The organism is Entomoplasma freundtii (assembly GCF_002804205.1).
GTDB classification, from domain to species: Bacteria; Bacillota_I; Bacilli_A; order Mycoplasmatales; family Mycoplasmataceae; genus Williamsoniiplasma; species Williamsoniiplasma freundtii.
In genome coordinates, this window is the sequence record NZ_CP024962.1 from 577148 (window position 1) to 593906 (window position 16759).

14 protein-coding genes are annotated in these 16759 nt (G+C 35.0%); all 14 read right to left on the bottom strand.

Going from position 1 to position 16759, the window contains the following annotated elements; all coding sequences use genetic code 4:
* Positions 1-3 precede the first annotated feature (3 nt).
* On the bottom strand, positions 4-2754 hold the full coding sequence (gene ileS, locus EFREU_RS02520) for an isoleucine--tRNA ligase (protein ID WP_100609523.1): 2751 nt from the start codon (positions 2752-2754) through the stop codon (positions 4-6).
* Positions 2755-2925: 171 nt separating this feature from the next.
* Positions 2926-3906 carry an alpha/beta hydrolase gene (locus EFREU_RS02525; protein ID WP_100609525.1) on the bottom strand — a complete coding sequence of 327 codons (981 nt, stop codon included), beginning with the start codon at positions 3904-3906 and terminating at the stop codon, positions 2926-2928.
* Positions 3907-3968: 62 nt separating this feature from the next.
* Entirely contained in the window at positions 3969-4484 is a 516-nt protein-coding gene (locus EFREU_RS02530) for a hypothetical protein (RefSeq protein ID WP_100609527.1), read from the bottom strand.
* A 5-nt stretch (positions 4485-4489) separates the two neighbouring features.
* The gene (locus tag EFREU_RS02535; protein ID WP_100609529.1) at positions 4490-5089 is read right to left on the bottom strand and encodes a hypothetical protein; all 600 of its coding nucleotides are present in this window, start codon (positions 5087-5089) and stop codon (positions 4490-4492) included.
* 20 nt (positions 5090-5109) lie between these two features.
* A complete protein-coding gene (locus EFREU_RS02540; protein WP_100609531.1) occupies positions 5110-7587 on the bottom strand; it encodes a vitamin B12-dependent ribonucleotide reductase in 2478 nt (825 codons plus the stop codon).
* Positions 7588-7909: 322 nt separating this feature from the next.
* Complete coding sequence (locus tag EFREU_RS02550; RefSeq protein WP_100609533.1) at positions 7910-8290, bottom strand: cell division protein SepF; 381 nt, start codon at positions 8288-8290, stop codon at positions 7910-7912.
* 86 nt (positions 8291-8376) lie between these two features.
* Positions 8377-9531, bottom strand: a complete 1155-nt coding sequence (gene ftsZ, locus EFREU_RS02555; protein ID WP_100609534.1) for a cell division protein FtsZ — start codon at positions 9529-9531, stop codon at positions 8377-8379.
* Positions 9532-9542: 11 nt separating this feature from the next.
* Positions 9543-10940, bottom strand: a complete 1398-nt coding sequence (locus EFREU_RS02560; RefSeq protein WP_100609535.1) for a hypothetical protein — start codon at positions 10938-10940, stop codon at positions 9543-9545.
* An 85-nt stretch (positions 10941-11025) separates the two neighbouring features.
* Positions 11026-11967 carry a 16S rRNA (cytosine(1402)-N(4))-methyltransferase RsmH gene (gene rsmH, locus EFREU_RS02565; RefSeq protein WP_100609536.1) on the bottom strand — a complete coding sequence of 314 codons (942 nt, stop codon included), beginning with the start codon at positions 11965-11967 and terminating at the stop codon, positions 11026-11028.
* 2 nt (positions 11968-11969) lie between these two features.
* A complete protein-coding gene (mraZ, locus tag EFREU_RS02570; protein WP_100609537.1) occupies positions 11970-12401 on the bottom strand; it encodes a division/cell wall cluster transcriptional repressor MraZ in 432 nt (143 codons plus the stop codon).
* Between the two features lie 122 nt (positions 12402-12523).
* Positions 12524-12697, bottom strand: coding sequence for a 50S ribosomal protein L32 (gene rpmF, locus EFREU_RS02575; protein ID WP_100609538.1), 174 nt, complete (start codon positions 12695-12697; stop codon positions 12524-12526).
* A 13-nt stretch (positions 12698-12710) separates the two neighbouring features.
* Complete coding sequence (locus tag EFREU_RS02580; protein ID WP_100609539.1) at positions 12711-13220, bottom strand: DUF177 domain-containing protein; 510 nt, start codon at positions 13218-13220, stop codon at positions 12711-12713.
* Positions 13220-15601 carry a phenylalanine--tRNA ligase subunit beta gene (gene pheT, locus EFREU_RS02585; protein WP_100609540.1) on the bottom strand — a complete coding sequence of 794 codons (2382 nt, stop codon included), beginning with the start codon at positions 15599-15601 and terminating at the stop codon, positions 13220-13222. The genes EFREU_RS02580 and pheT overlap by 1 nt, the downstream gene beginning before the upstream one ends.
* A 20-nt stretch (positions 15602-15621) precedes the next feature.
* Positions 15622-16686 (bottom strand): phenylalanine--tRNA ligase subunit alpha, encoded by a 1065-nt coding sequence (gene pheS, locus EFREU_RS02590; protein WP_100609541.1) that lies wholly within the window; start codon positions 16684-16686, stop codon positions 15622-15624.
* Positions 16687-16759 lie beyond the last annotated feature (73 nt).

The window sequence follows — 16759 nt, forward strand, 5'->3', positions numbered from 1 at the left end:
AACTTATTTTTGGTGGTGTTTTTGGACCACTTCTTCACAGCGTTGACATATTTTATCAACGTTTAATTGTCGGTGAATCGTTCAGCAACGTTCACATTTTTGACCTTCGTTTAAGACCACTTTTAATCGACTCATTTTTCCTTCTTGAAGACTTTCATCAACTTCATGAGTGAGAGGTTTCAATTCCGAAATAATTAAAACTTGCGCCAAATCCTTAGGTCACTTTTTAGCTAAATTCGCAAACTCTGGTTTGAGTTCATAATAAACAACGGCTTCAAGACTCTTTGAAACAACACCGTTTGTTTTGGCTACTTCAAGAGCTTTATTAACTTCTGATTTGAAATCAATAATTTGGTTTCAAATCGTTAATTTTTCAGGACTTAATGTGAAATTTTGCAAACGATTATCTAAAAGGTGAACTGATTCAACCTTTAACTCTTTTGGTAATTGTCAATGTTGGTAAAGTTCTTCAATAGTATGAGGGATAAGTGGTTTAAGGATATCAATTAAACCTCATAATTGTTCATAAAGAACAGTTTGCACTTGGAAACGACGTTTACTATCAAGGGCTTCGACATATAAGATATCTTTAATAAAGTCTAAGTAAAACGCCGATAAGTCTTTCGTTATATAATTAATCACTAAATTATAAACATTATTAAATTGATAATTATTATAAGCTTCGCTTGCTTGGTTTTTAAAGATGGTTAATTGGTGCAAAGCATACTCATCAACTGGTGCTAATGATTTTTGGTAGTTCTTATCCGGGTTAAAGTCAGCTAAATTAGCTACTATAAAACGAAGAGTATTTCTAATTTTTCGATAAGACTCAGCAATTTGTTTAAGGATTTCTGGGCCAATCTTTTGATCATTGGTGTAATCAGTTGAAGCAACTCAGAGACGTAAAATGTCAGCTCCTAAATCATTAGCCACTTTTAAGGGGTCAATGCCGTTTCCTAAAGATTTCGACATTTTCCGCCCTTTTTCATCAGTAGTCATTCCGTGCGAAATTAAGTTTAAATAAGGCGTTTTGTCATCAAATATCACCGAATTAATCATTGAAGCATTAAATCAACCACGATATTGGTCATTACCTTCTAAATACAAATCGTAAGGTCTTTGTCATTGAGGAAAACGTGCTTCTAAGGCTAAAGCACTACTTCCAGAATCAAATCAAACATCCAAAATGTCTTTCTCTTTTTTAAGACCTTTATTTTGATAATTTGAAGGGAGGAAGAAATTAGCTTCCTCCTTGAATCAAGCATTTGTGCCATATTTTTCAAAGACTTTTAAAGCATGTTGAAGAATCTCTTGATTAAGTACTAACTTGCCTTGTTGATCATAAAAACCAATAATTGGTACTCCCCATAAACGTTGACGAGAAATTGTTCAATCGATTCGGTCATCTAAGACTTGATAAAGTCGTTGTTTTGCTCACCGAGGACGTGTTTCAACATTATTAACATGAGTTAGAATAGCTTCTTTTCCTTGTGACAAATTGATAAATCATTGAAGAGTTGCCCGATAAATTACCGGTTTTTTAGTTCGTCAATCATGTGGATAAGAATGATTAATTGGTTTCACTTTCAAAAGACTTTGGTTATTTTTTAAACGTTCAATTACAATTTCATTAGTTTTTTCATAAAACTGACCAATTAATTCTTCATCATTAATAGCACTTGTAAATCGACCTTGGTCATCTAAAGGAGCAAAGATTGGGATGTTATTATTTTTTGCCACAATATAGTCATCTTCACCAAAACCGCTTGCAATATGAACCAGCCCAGTCCCAGCCTCATCGGTCACGTGGTGCCCTAGCACTAACTTACTTTGTTTATTAGCAAAAAAAGGTAAGTTATAAGGCAAATTAACTAAATCTTTACCACTAAACTCTTGATTAATTTCGTAATCTTCTCAACCAATCACTTTCGCAACTGTTGGTAAAAGATTTTTGGCTAATAAGTAATGGGTTTTTGAACCTTTTGGTGTCATTAAAACATAGGCCAAATTTTCTCCGACGGCAATCAATTGGTTTGCTGGTAAGGTTCAAGGAGTTGTAGTTCAAATTATCGCTTTGGTATTGGCTGGTAATAAATCGTTAGCAAGGATATCAACACCAACATAAACCGATGGGGATACAACATCTTGATATTCAATTTCTGATTCTGCCAATGCTGATTCACTCGAAGGTGATCAATAAATTGGTTTTAAAGCTTTATAAATCAATCCATCATTAAACATCTTGGCAAAAAGTTTTAATTCCGCCATTTCATAATCGTGGTCAAGCGTTAAATACCTTGTTTCATAATCTGTAAAAATTCCTAAACGTGCAAATTGTTGTGCTTGATTAGCCACTTGTTTTAGAGCATATTGTTTAGATAAATCGCGGAAGGAATCTGGCGACATTGTTTTGCGATTAACTCCAGTTTTGGTCACTGCAGTTTCAATTGGTAAACCATGAGTATCTCAACCCATAATATAGGGAGCTTGGTAGCCAGAAGAATTCTTTCAACGAATAATAAAATCCTTTAAGGTCTTATTTAAAGCATGACCAATATGCAAATCACCATTTGCATATGGGGGACCGTCATGTAACATAAACAATGGTTTATCAGCGTTTTGTTGTAGCTTTTTTTGGTAGATTTTTTGTTCTTCTCAAAAATTTTCTAAACCTGGTTCTTTATTTTTGAGATTTCCACGCATTTCAAAATCAGTTTGTCCTAAAAGCAAGGTGTCTTTATATTTGTTACCCATAGCACTCCTCAGTTTGACAAAACCCCTTGCCAACATAGGTTTCTGTCATTATTTCTTCATATTATGAAATCAATTATACCAAATTTTTGCCCTTTTCGGGAGCCTCGTCGGTCTCCCAAACTATGAAAAAACCGGTTTTAAATCACTAAAAACCGGTTTTTTTCAGGCAAATTATTTGGGTTGTTTTTGGTGTTTTTGGACAAATTTAAGGGTTAAATCTTTATATTCATCGGTATATTCTACTAAAGCTTTGGTATGATGGCGACCATCAAAAATAAACACTTCATTATCTTCAGTTTCTTCCAAATTATTCTTTATTTTTCACATTCGAAAACTATCTAAGTAATCGGTAATTCGGTCACCACGATTATGAACATAAAAGACTGGAGGATGATATTCACCTGGTTTGATTAAGGAAATGAAATCTAATTTACTAAAATCAACTCCGTATTCCTTTTTATAAATATTCATCATCACCTTTAAAGTGTTACTCGTTACACGATCTAAAAAACGAGGCGAATTATTACTTACCATTCTTTGTAATAACTTCGGCACAGCCATATAACCAGAATCGGAAATACCTCAACGAATATTAGCTTTTTTAATAAGTTCTGGTTCGGTCAACATAAAGTAGTTTAAAGTAAAGGCACCCATACTTGTTCCAATTAAACCCATCTCTTCTACTTTATAAGCTTTGATTAGCCATTCAATTACCGCAATTAAATCTCACTTCTCTTTATATCCTCATGTGACTGCATCATTATCAGAAGCCCCATGGTTGCGGAAATCAAAAGTAATAATGTTGTAACCTAAATCTCGATAATGCCAGGTCAAATAGAGAACATCAAAACGTGATGAATTATAGCCATGAATTCCAACAATTCATTTATTAGTTGGTTTATCATTTAGCCAAATTGATGTTCCAAGTTTTATACCATCTTTAGATGGTATAAAAATGTTAGCATTCGGTTCCTTATCGGCAATTTTTAATTTAGCATTCGAGTTGAAATTTGTCGGGTTTCAGTTAAACATTTTAACTACATTTAACTTTGCGTCACGACCATCTTCACGGCGATAAATGGTTGGTGAAAAATGATTATTTCAAAGGTTAATAAAGCCTCGAGCCAGGACGGAGTCATCTTCTTTTTCCATTTTCACTCCTTTTTCCTCTTAATTATAAAAGAAAAAAGTCATTAGGAAGCTTTCCTAATGACTTAGAGACCAGATTTTCAATTCTTATAAACAAAAGTAATATAGTTAGCGTGGCTAATATAGAGGTCTGAAATACCAACAGAAGTTGGCTGATGAAAGGATTGAATTTCTCAATAATAGTCTTCGCCAGGTATTATCCCTTGAACAGATTTGAGTCAACCTCCATCGACGTTAATTAAACCGGTTTTACCAAATTTAGTAAGATATTCCAAAAGACTTTTGCCATATCATGAAGGATCTAAACTAGGCCCTTGGTAATCTTCATAAGTAATTTGATATTCTTTTTCCTTTTTTTGATCATCAGGAATTTTAATTTCCATAAGTAAAAGTACCGGTTCTGTTTTATTCAAACGACTTTTATAATCGTGGAACTTGACACCAATGATAATACTTAAAGTTGCGAAAATAATTGTAGTAACAAGAAAAATTAACGTTAATCGACGATATCACGGTGAATGACTATCTTTGCGTTTTTGTTTTTCATATTCTGATTCAGGGTGTTTTTCATATGGTGACATTGTTGTTAAAACCTCATTTTAATTCAAAGGCGAACCGGTTCTTTTAAAGTTAAAAAGTATTCTTTTGGCCGCGATGGGTAAGTGAAAAAATATTTATTAATGTATAAGCTCACCACCTTACTCATTGGTAGATAGCAAAAAAGAAAAATTAGGAAGTTACTAATTCCGTGAATTAAGTCAAAAACTAACCCACTGAACCAATAAGCAAGCATACCACTAGTACCATATAAAAAGCCTTTTATTAAGGCATCAATGGTGCCAAACAAAAATCCGAAACTGGCTCCAATAAAAACGGCAAGTCCTCAATAACGGTTAACCAAGGGACGACAAAGCAAACCAATAATCATTAAAAGGTTTCAAACTACAATATAAAACAAGACTCAATCTCCAAAGCCGTAAGTTATGGCTTCTAACAAGACGAAACTCATATTCATTAATAAAGTCAAAGCGACAGGAAATTTGATGGCCGCAATAAAGAGGAGAAGAGTGACTGTTTCAACATTTGGAATCGACGCTAAAGCCACTTGTAACCCATAAACTAGGGCAACATAGGTAGCAATAAAAGTTAGTTTAAGAGTACTAATTCATTGACGATGGATACGCATTTAATACTCTCGCTTGGGATTTATAACCCACACTTCACTTGAACATTACAATTATTGCAAGTTACACAACCTGCCGATTCAATTAAAGTACCTAATTGGCAAAGAGCACAAGCGTCTCCGCTTCCATATCCAAAGTGTGTTGTTTTGTCATCTTGAAAAGTTTCTGGCTTTGTCAAACCAGTACCTTGAGCAATAAATTCTTCACCAAACAAGTTTTCTTCTTTTTCTAAAGAAAGGACTTGGGTGTCACGACTACCATCGACATAAATAGTGCCACCTTTGGCTCCCATTTTGTAAAGGTTATTATAAACTTCTTGTACCTGCTTCACAGTGAAACCTTTCGGAGCATTAACTGTTTTTGAAATTGATGAATCAACCCAACGTTGAATTATACATTGCACCGTGGCATGTTCTTCAGGGGTTAGTTGCATTGCACTAACAAAAATATCTGGGAGTTGACGGTTTTGATAATCAGGATGGTAACTTAACCAATCCTCTACCAAAGGTACCTTAACTTCCATAAATTTACCTAAACGACCACTACGGTAATAAGAAAAAGCAAAATAAGGTTCTAAACCAGTTGAGCCTCCCACCATTGTTCCAGTTGATCCAGTAGGAGCAACTGTTAATAAGTGAGAATTACGCAAACCATTTTCGATAATGCCATCGCGAATATTTTGTGGCAATGTTTGTAAATAACCAGATTTAACAAATTTTTCTCTATCTGTTAAGAAAGGGAAAGACCCTTTTTCCTTCGCAAGGGCGATTGATGTTTCATAAGCGGCTAAGGCAATGGTTTCAAACACTTGATCAACTAAGTCATTTGCTTTTTCGCTACCATAACGATGACCACTTCAAATTAATAAATCATGAAGACCCATCACTCCTAAACCAACCCGACGTTCACCAAGAGCTTGATTTTGGTTTTCTTCAAGGAAATAGGGAGTCAAGTCAATAATGTTATCTTGGAAACGAACGGCAGTCGCTACCGTTTTTTTCAATTTTTCAAATTCAATAGTTTGAGTTTCTTTGTTGACAAAATTTGCTAAATTAATGGCTCCAAGGTTGCAAACTGAATAAGGGGCCAATGGTTGCTCTCCACAGGGATTAGTGGCAACAACTCTTTGGTCATAACCTTGAGCATTAGTCATTTTGTTCGCACGGTCTAAAAAGAAAATACCCGGTTCTGCTGAATAAGTAGCGCAGAAATTAATTAATTGTCAAAGTTCACGAGCCCGAATTGTACGGTAAGTTTTGACAGGATAGCCTAAAGATTCCCATTCAAAAACATTTCCCATATCGGCTCAGTTTTTTTCATAAAATTCTTTTTGTTCTGGAGTGAAATGACGGTTGTCAGGGAATTTTAAATCTCAATCGGCATCATTTTCTATTGCTTCCATAAATTTATCGGAAATAGCAACTGAAATATTAGCTCCCGTTAAAAATTCCGGATTATTAACTTCATATTCACCGCCGCTTAATAACTTAGCTTCTACTTCTTTAATGAAATGAGGTTCAAAAGCTTCGGAATGCGAAAGAACCGTTTCATAAATTTGTCGTTGGGTTGGATCAAAATTTTTGAAATTAATCTTGCGTTGCACTTCGTTTTGGATTAACGGTGACTTAAAGTGATCCTTGATAAATAGCAAACTTTTAATGTTTTGCATTTTAGAAATAATAAATTCAACGATGTCTGGATGTCAATCGGCCATCATAATCATTTGGGCGCCTCTTCGCGACCCACCTTGTTCAATTAAATGTGTTAAACCAGAAAGGTCGTTCAATCATGAAACAGCCCCCGAACTGCTTCCGCCAACATTTAAAGCTGGAGCGCCTTTTGGTCGTAAAGTTGAACCATTAGTACCTACTCCACCACCACGACTCATAATTTCCGCTACTTTTGCACGGTGAGCAGCCAATCCTTCGCGACTATCTTTGATATAAGGCATTACATAGCAGTTGAAATAGGTTACTTGTTTATTTGAACCTGCTCCATAAAGGACACGTCCAGCAGGCACAAAATTCAAAGTTTCTAATTCATGAACAAAACTTTTGGTAATGTCATGAGTTTCGTTTTGGCCAAGATGGTTTCCAACTCGACGGGCGATTTGCTCAAAATAAAGTTCCAAAGGTTTTACGAGTTGGTCTTTCGAAGTTTTAATAAGGTTTGGCACTAAACGGTCGGCTAGAAACTCAGGACTAATCATGCCAACATATTGGTCTTCAATTTTGACAAGACAGTCTCCGTTCGGTTCCATTTTAATAACTTGGCCAATTCCACGAGTAGGAAAATGGGGATCGTTTTTAATAATTGTTAAAATCAAGTCTCCCACTTCTAAGGTTTTCAAAGTTTCATCTTTTTGGGCATAGCGGTCTAACATAACCATGCGTGAAACCCCCTCAAAATGTAACTTGAATCCGGGCTCAATTTGAAAAATATTGTCAAAATGATTCTTGATATCTGCGTTTAAGTGGGTTATTTGTGCTTGGCTATACATACTCGTTTTCTCCTTTAAAAGCTTTAAATAGCGAATTTTACGCCATTTTTTGGTGATTTTTGGTTAATAAAACCAATTTTTAGGTAAAAAAAAACTTTAACCAAAATTAGGAATGGCTGAAAGATTTTTAATACTTATTATAGGTTGCTACCAATATTAAAAATGTCTGCGCTTGGTCCTTTGACCTGAGAGCATAATTATTTTAATACAAAACTAAAAGAAACTTTTTTAATTTTTTTTAATTCGAAAATTTCGGAAAATAAAAAAGTCGACCCATTGGCGGAAGTGTCTAAAAATAATTTAGACTTGCCAATCGATTGACTTATTGTAAATCAAACTGGTAAATTTGTTTATTTATTTTGTTAAAATGACCGTTATGAGCATAGGTCACCCCAGTCACAAAATCAATTGTGCGGGTTCTTTCGCGCTTTGGTAATTTCGAAAAATCAATGACAATAATCCGGTCTTTCAAAAGTTCGTCCACAATCTTTTTAGTTTCTTGGAAACTAGTCGGTTGAAAGATTTTTCCTTCGTGATGGACTTTATCCGCTTGAGAAACGTTATTTAGAACTGCTTCGTCAGCTCCCGGAATTGCTTGATCCGCCCACAAAGAAGTTGTCTCTTTTAAAAGCGGAACTGCCTCATTGTCAGGAACTGACTTTTCTACCTCATAAACAGGTTTTTTAGAGTTTTTCTTCCACATTTAATTTTGCCTCCATTATCGAGTTTAAATAAGGTCGGATTGAGTTGTAAACATTAATTTTTTCAAAAAACTAATGGTTGCTCACGCTATTTTAAAAAAGTAGGAAAGTCATCATCAAGACTTTCAAAATCCAAGCTTAGTGATGTTTCACGAGCACTTGGTTTATCATGGAAAAGATGGTGCAAAGGTTTAATCATATCAACATCTTTATTGATATGTTGATGATGAGGTTCTTTAGTTATTTCTTCAGACGCAGCATGATGTTCTGGTTGTGGTGTTTCTAAATTTGGTGCTACCACTTCATCAAAACCAGTGGCAATGACGGTGACAATTAATTCATCATTTAGTTGCTCATTAATAGCGATTCCAAAAACAATATTTACATCCTCAATTTGGACAGCTTGTTGGATAATATCAACGGCATCATAGGCATCATTTAGCGAGACCGTTTTCCCACCGGTAACGTTGACAATGACGTCTTTCGCACCTTTAATTGAAGCCTCAAGTAATGCTGAATTAATGGCTTTATTAGCCGCTTGAACCGCTTTATCCTTGCCTTCCGCAATTCCAATTCCAAACAAAGCATTCCCTTTTTTCGACATTACCGTACGCACATCGGCAAAGTCTAAATTAATTACTGCCGGTACGGCAATTAAATCCGTAATTGTCTGCACACCTTGTTTTAAAATGTTATCTGCTTCGCGGAACGAATCTTGAATTGGCAAACCACCAATGTATTCCAATAATTTATCATTAGAAACTACAATTACCGAATCCACGTTTTTCTTTAATTCTTCGAGACCTTGAAGAGCAAAACGATTTCGATTTCTGCCTTCAAAACGGAATGGTTTAGTAACAATCGCCACCACTAAAGCTCCACAATCTTGAGCGATTTTAGCAATAATTGGCGCAGCTCCGGTTCCAGTTCCACCACCCATTCCGGCAGCAATAAAAATGAGGTCAGCTCCCTCTAAAGCAGCGCGAATTTTTTCAGTTGATTCGACAGCAGCTGCTTTACCAACTTCTGGGTTAGCCCCAGCACCTAAGCCTTTTGATATTTTTTCGCCAAGAATAATTTTATTAGGAGTTTTCGAAATGGCTAAAACTTGGGCATCAGTATTAGAAACAATAAATTCAACACCTTCCACACCTTCATTAACCATCCGGTTAACGGCATTACACCCACCGCCACCGACGCCAATAACTTTAATCTTTGCAATTTGTCCAAATTCTTGTCCCATTTTTTCCTCCTCTAAGCCTTAATGTAGGCAAGGTCTGAGATGGTTTGATCTTGTTCTAGCCTACCGAAATAACGTGACTTTGTTGCTTGTTTAGGATTTGCCTTTTTATGAGTATTATGAAGGTATTTATCATTATTAACAAGGACTTCTTCTTGAGTTATCTTCGTTTCGATATCACCGGTTGGTGGTTTTAAATAACTACCTTGCGAAGTATAAACTTTTGGATGTAAGGCATAGTTATTAATTTTTTCTAAAGTCGAGACTAAACCAGCAGCCGTATGAAAATGAGTGTTTAGACCTCACCCTAAAATCATAGTCCTAAAATTATAATGTGGTAAGTGGTTAATAATACTCATTAATCTTTCCATTCCGGCCATTTTCGTTATTAGCCCAAAATGGTAGGTCACTAATGAAGTTGGCAGAATTGTATGAGCAAATAATTGTTTTAAACCAAAAAGATAGAGTTTTTGAAACTCACGACCGATAATTTCTTGAATGTTTTTTAAACTATATTTTTTTAAAATTTTTTGGCGGTGATCTCAAATACCGCAAATATTAATTTGGTTATCTATATTATTACTTTTATAATCAATTAACTTAAAAAGATAACGACTTAGAATTGGTTTTGGTAGGCCTAATTGTTGTTCCAAGTTTTTTTCAATGTAATCAAAACCTTGTGGAACAATGATGACTTTTTTTAACCAACCATTTTCAAAAAAACCCATCTCCAAATTTTCTTCTTTTCAATTAGTTAAAATAAGCGTTTCCGATGGGGCTCCCTTTTGCTCAAAATTACGGTGGAGAGATTGTAAACTCGTTGTCATTCAAAGACATTCTAGATTAGCTAAATTTAAAAGACGTTGGAAGGAAATCACAATTTGTTTAGGGAGCTCGTAAATTAATGAATCAATCGTTAAGATTTGCCCCTTCATTCCTAATAATTGGTCACGATCGCATTGTTGCTTATCAATTCAGTAATGAATTATTTTATTATCAATAATTGTTAAATTTTCATTACTTTTGTCATCACTTCAATTAGTTAATTTATTAAAGGTGGTTTCAGTGATGACTCCTGGTTGATGGTTTTCACCAATTTGAATTTCCTTTTCAACCTTACGGATTTGCAAGAAAGTTGTTGGAAGGATTAAGGCAATTTTTACTAGTTTATATTGGGGGAAAGCTTGATGAAATTCTTGGACCACTTCAGCTAATTTTAGGGCCGTACCATTAAGGTTTTTAACTTGATCATTTTCATCAATTCATGGCGTCGAAATGGTACTTTTTAACTCACGTTTGAAAAGTGGAATTAGGCGATGTGGACCAATATTGGTAGTTTTGAAAACACTAAAAAGGAACCAATTTTTGGTCAATTCCAAAGTACCATAAAGACGAGCTTTTGTGGTGGCCATGAGTTTCACCGCCTTTCCTTATTTAATTATTTAGTAAGTATTTGTTAGTTAATGTTCTTAGAAAGTATTAGACTTGCAAACATTTTTAACGTTTCACTAGAACTCAGAGCTTAGCACTATGAGCTCGAGGGTTTCTTATTAATTCTTCTTCACTTGGACGCAAAGGCTTTTTAATCACTAATTCGTAAGGAGCAATTTTCGCTAAAGCAATTGGCAATTTGCTGCGAATTTGGTCTTCTTCGCAATATGTTGCTCGATTTAAAACGGTCTTGACAATTTTTTCTTCTAAGGAATGAAAGGTAATGATTACTAACCGTCCTTGTGGTTTTAATAAAGCTAAGCTTTGTTCTAATGCTTGGGTTAAACTTTCCATTTCTTGATTAACATAGATTCTTAAAGCTTGAAAAGTTTTTTTAGCTGGATGGCCTTTTTGACGCAACATTTTAGCAGGTAAAGCCTTTTTAATCACTTCCACTAATTCTAAGGTTGTTTGTAACGGACGGTTTTCAACAATAGCCTTGGCAATCAATTTATGAGCAGGTTCTTGACCGTAGATTTGGATTATGCGACTAATTTCTGCTTCTGGATAAGTATTCACCACTTGAGCAGCAGTTAAATCATTATCCACAAAATCCATCCGCATATCCAATGGTCCCTCAAAGCGATATGAGAAACCACGTTCAGGGCGATCAAATTGTGGCGATGAAACGCCAAGGTCAAAAAAAATGCCATCGACTGCTGTTATGTTTTCTAAGGTTAACAAAGTCGTTAAATTCCTAAAATTTCCTTCAAGAATTTTAAAATTAGCATTTTTAGTTGTCATCGTTAGTTCTTGGCCTACGGCTATCGCTGTTGGATCTTGATCAATCCCATAAAGTTTTCCTAATGGTGATAAAGCCTCAAGAATCCCTTGACTATGGCCGCCTCGACCAAAAGTACAATCTAAATAAATTCCTTTCGGTTTAATATCTAAAGCGCTGAGAGCTTCTTTAAATAACACAGGAATGTGGTCTTGATTAATGTTCATTGCTATTTCTCCAGGTCACTTACTTTTTCAGCAAGTTCGGTAATCGCCTCAAAGTTGGTTTTTTCATAAGTTTCATAAGTTTTTTTATCCCAAATTTCGATTTTTGAACCAACTCCGAGAACAAAAACATCCTTTTGGATGTTGGCAGAATCTAACAAGTTTTGCGGGATTTTGATTCGACCCGCACTATCAATTTCTAGCTCCGCAGAGTTGGAAAAAATATAACGTTTTAAAGTTCGGGCATCTTTTTTAAAGGTTTCAAGGTTTTCTAGTTCAGCTTCTCAAAGGGAAAATTCTTCAACAGTACGCAATTCTAAGTTGTTTTCAAGACCCCTCGAAACGTAAACTAAATTGCCTAATTTACTGCGTAATTTAGCGGGCAACGTCAAGCGATGCTTGTTGTCAAGGGTATGTTCGTAACTTCCGACTAACATTCCATTTTACCCCACTTTCTCCCACTACACTATGATATTACAACATTTTTAAAATAAAAAGGGGTTTTGCCCCCTTTTTATGAAAATAAACACGCTTAAAAGTTTAGTATTTTTGCCAAATGTTATTTGGTTTTTACTTCTTTTCCTTTGTAAAATCCACATTCACTGCAAACACGATGTGGTTTAATCATAGTTCCACAATTAGTACAATTTGTGATTGTGGCTCCAGTTAATGCTAAGTGTGAACGACGCTTGTTTTTAGCAGCTTTGCTTGTTTTTCTAAATGGTACAGCCATTCTTCCACCCCCTCTATTCGTTAATCTTCCATTTGTCTAATTTGTCTCAACGTGAATCAACTTCGTTTGTTTGACTATCAGCCTTATTGGCTTGATAGGTTGATTCAGAGAGCACTTCTCAGCCCAAACCATTCTTAGAAATTATACCATGACTAGCAGTTAAAACGATAGGGATATTTAAGGCGATTTCTGCCAATAAAAAATCTTCAATGTTAAAATCTGTCAACTCAAGAAAGTTTAATTCATCAGTAATAAACTCAATGTTCGTATTATAAGTTTCATCAATTTTTAGTTTCTTTTCAAAAGTAAAAGGTTGGCCGTTTAAAGCATCAAGTGCTTCTACTCTAAAAGCTATTGTTCCTTGAATAAGCACCACTTCAGCATCTGGTTGATAGAGCAAATCAAAATTATAGATTATTTCAGGAATCTCTTTTACTGAAGGATTAAAACCTTCTGGTATAGTTGGTTGGTGCAAATTACCTTTCAATTGTTGATGAGGGTCCTTTTTTAAATCTAAGTTCATTATCTGATTTGTCCTCCCATTTTTTCAGCGCGACTTAAAAGCTCGTTTCAAACTTCATTAATCTCGCTTTCAGTCAATTGTTTATCAAAACTATTGAATTGAAAACTAATTGTTAAAGCTTGTTGGTGACGGTTAATTAATTCTTCATCGCGATAAATATCAATTAGTTTTCAATTTACTAAGTATTTTAAGTTATCCGTTAGCATTGCTAAAGATTCTTGGAAATTAAACTTTTCAGAAAGAATAATCGATAAGTCACGAGTAGAACTCTGGAATTTACTTTGGGGATTTAAAGTAATTTTATGATTACTAAATTTTCATAAAGCCTCTAAGTTTAATTCCGCTACAAATGTAGGATGAAGTTTTTTTTGTTGTTCAAAAAGAGGATTTAATCGCAAAATATACCCCATTAATTGATTATCCACCAATATTTTAGCTTGCACAAAAGGATGAATCATCTTTTGTGCTAAATCTGCAACAACAAATTTAACTTTTGTCTTCGGGAGTTGGTAAAGGTCCAAAATAGTCTCTACAAGACCCTTTAGGTAATAAAAATTATTCTCCATTTTGTTAGCTACTAAGGGTTCATCTCATAATGATCCAGTTACCAAAAGACCAAGGTGTTTTTGGCGTTGATCAACGCCACTATAAATATCGCTTACTTCCCAAATTTGACCCTTTTTTATCCCATTAGCTGCATTAAATTGCGCCACTTGAATTAAAGATGGAATAAGACTAGAACGATAAATTTCATGATTTTGCGACAAGGGAGCCATTAAACCTAAAGGCGTTGGTAGATTAAAAATGTTTCATTCCTGAGCTTCAGTTTTATTAACTAAGGCATAAGTTTTGACATTCATTAAACCCCGACCTAAAAGGTATTCTTGAGTTTGCTCTATCAAATTTGCTTTCAAGTTAAGCGGAGGAACTTGGGGGATAATTTTTAATGGCTCCGCAGGAATATTATCATAACCGTATAGTCGTGCAATTTCTTCAATAATGTCATTAGTACCAAATAAATCCACGCGGTTAGGATCCATTTCAAAAACTAGCACGTTGTTTTTATGCAAAGTTACCGTAGAATCAAGATGTTCAAATAAATTTTTAATAGTTTCAAAATCTATTTGAATGCCTAAGAAATCTTGGATTTTTTGTAAACTGATTCGGAATTGTTTGGTTGTTTTAACATATTTTTGTTGAACGATGTTAAGTGGCGAAACTGCCAATAAAAGGTGGTATTTTTTTAATAAACTGCTTCAATTTTGGAAACCATAATCATAAAGATTGGGGTTTAAAGGTTTCATTAAACGTTGCAAAGTAGTTGAATTTTGATTCAAATCTTTTTGTTGCTTGCGCATTAGGGGCGCTTTAATGTTTAAGGCAATCGCTCCTAAACGCGTTGTTGCCGGTGTTGGAGAATAAGCCAATTCCGTCGGTAATCCTAAAACTGTCACCACTTCTGCACCATCAGTTAGTGCGATAACTGATTTTCCATTATAAGTGATAGTTTGCAAAGTTAACTTATCCTTTAGTCTTGCTTCATCAAACAAGACTAAAGGTTGACCAGTTTCTCAACTATTTAAGTTGGCTAAATCTTCATAAAAATTATCAGTTGTTTTGACTTTGATTTTTTTTAATAACAAATCATCTTGAGCAGTTAACTTCTTGGCTTGTGCTTGTGCTTCTAGTTCAAAAGTTTGTGTGGCCAAAGTTTCAACGTCATTTTTTAAACCATTGGCAATTTGGACTGTAGGGGGTACCAAACCTTTTGTGGGTAACAAATCATTAGCACGTCATTTAATTTTTCGATGGAAATAATTAGCTAATTCTTTTAACAATTGGGTGGCTGCAAGTGCATCACTCCGATTCAAAGTGAGATCCATATCTCAAAGGTAATCATGAAGACCAATTTCGCCAATACTTTTGCCGATTAATGACGGGTGACTGGGCGCAATTTCATAAATTGAATCATTTTCTTTATCGGTTAAGGTTTTTGCTTCAATACCAATTTCATTCAAAGCGCAAATCATACCTTGTGATTCATAATTTCTAATTTGACGATTAGTTAAAAATAGCCCGTTGGCAATTTTTTGACCAACCTGCGCGATAATAACCATTTGTCCAGTGCCGACATTCGGGGCTCCACAAACAATTTGTAAGGGTTCTTTTTGCCCAATATCGACATAATTTAAGCTTAAATGGGTCTCTGGGATTAGTTGAGAGCTTTTCACTTTGCCAATTACTAAAGGGTCATTAAGACTTGTCCAGTCGATTTCTTTTTCAACTTCAAAACCTAGAGAATTTAAAGCTTGAGTAATTTCGTCATTTCTTATCCCCTTAAGATTCAAATGTTGGTCTAACCAGTTACGCGATAAAATCATAGCTACCTTTGCTCCTACTTCTACATTCCATAGAATCTAAATTGTTCTAAGAACTTTAAATTATTTTCATAAAAAGCCCGGATGTTGTTAACACCAAATTTCAACATTGCGATACGTTCGATTCCAACGCCAAAAGCTAGGCCTGTGGTAGTTTTGGGATTTAACCCATTCAAACTCATTACTTGCTCATTAATCATTCCCGCTCCAAGAATTTCAATTCACCCTGATTGTTTGCAAATCTCACAACCATGGTTTTCATTGCGGCATTTAAAGCACGAGATGTCCACTTCTACGCTCGGTTCTGTAAATGGGAAAAAACTGGGACGTAAGCGGATTTTAACTTCTTGGTCAAAAAGGCGTTGGCAAAGTGATTGCAACACTCATTTAAGGTTAGCAAAGGAAATCTTGGGTCCAATAGCAAAACCATCGACTTGCATAAATTGGTGAGAATGAGTTGCATCATCATCATCGCGACGGAAGACATTTCCAGCCGACAAAACAGCTAAAGTCGGTACCTCATTATCATGAGAATTATCCGCAACGTTTGTTAAGTAGCGAGCAGTCATATTGGTAGCATGAGTACGCATTACAGTTTCAGAATCCAAATAAAAAGTATCTTGCATATCACGAGCTGGATGTCCTAAAGGCAAGTTTAGTTTTTGAAAGTTAAATTCATCAGTTTCTATTTCCGTACCCTCAACAATCAAAAAGCCTAACTCACGAAAGATTGTTTTAATTTCGTTCATCACTAAATTAAGAGGGTGCAGTTTTCCTAAGGGCAACGCAAAACCAGGAAAAGAAAAGTCAATTTTGTCTTTTGCTAATTTTTCTTTTCATTCTTGATCATTTAATTCTTCGCGTTTTTTATTTAAAACCTCAGTCATGTGGTTTCGCAATTGGTTAGCCTCTTGACCAATTTTTTGGCGTTCTTCTGGAGTCAATGTTTTTAATTGCTTCAAAATTATATTTAAAGGCGATTCCTTTCCAAAAAAATGTAAACGCACTTTTTCCAAATCAGTTAAAGTTTTAATTTCCTGACTTTGGTGTTCAAAAGCAAGGGCTAATTCCTGAATTTTATTTTTCATTTTACCTCAAATCCCCAATTCCTAACTACTATCAATTCAATAAGTTGATTTTACTATTTTTTTAAGTCTGAAA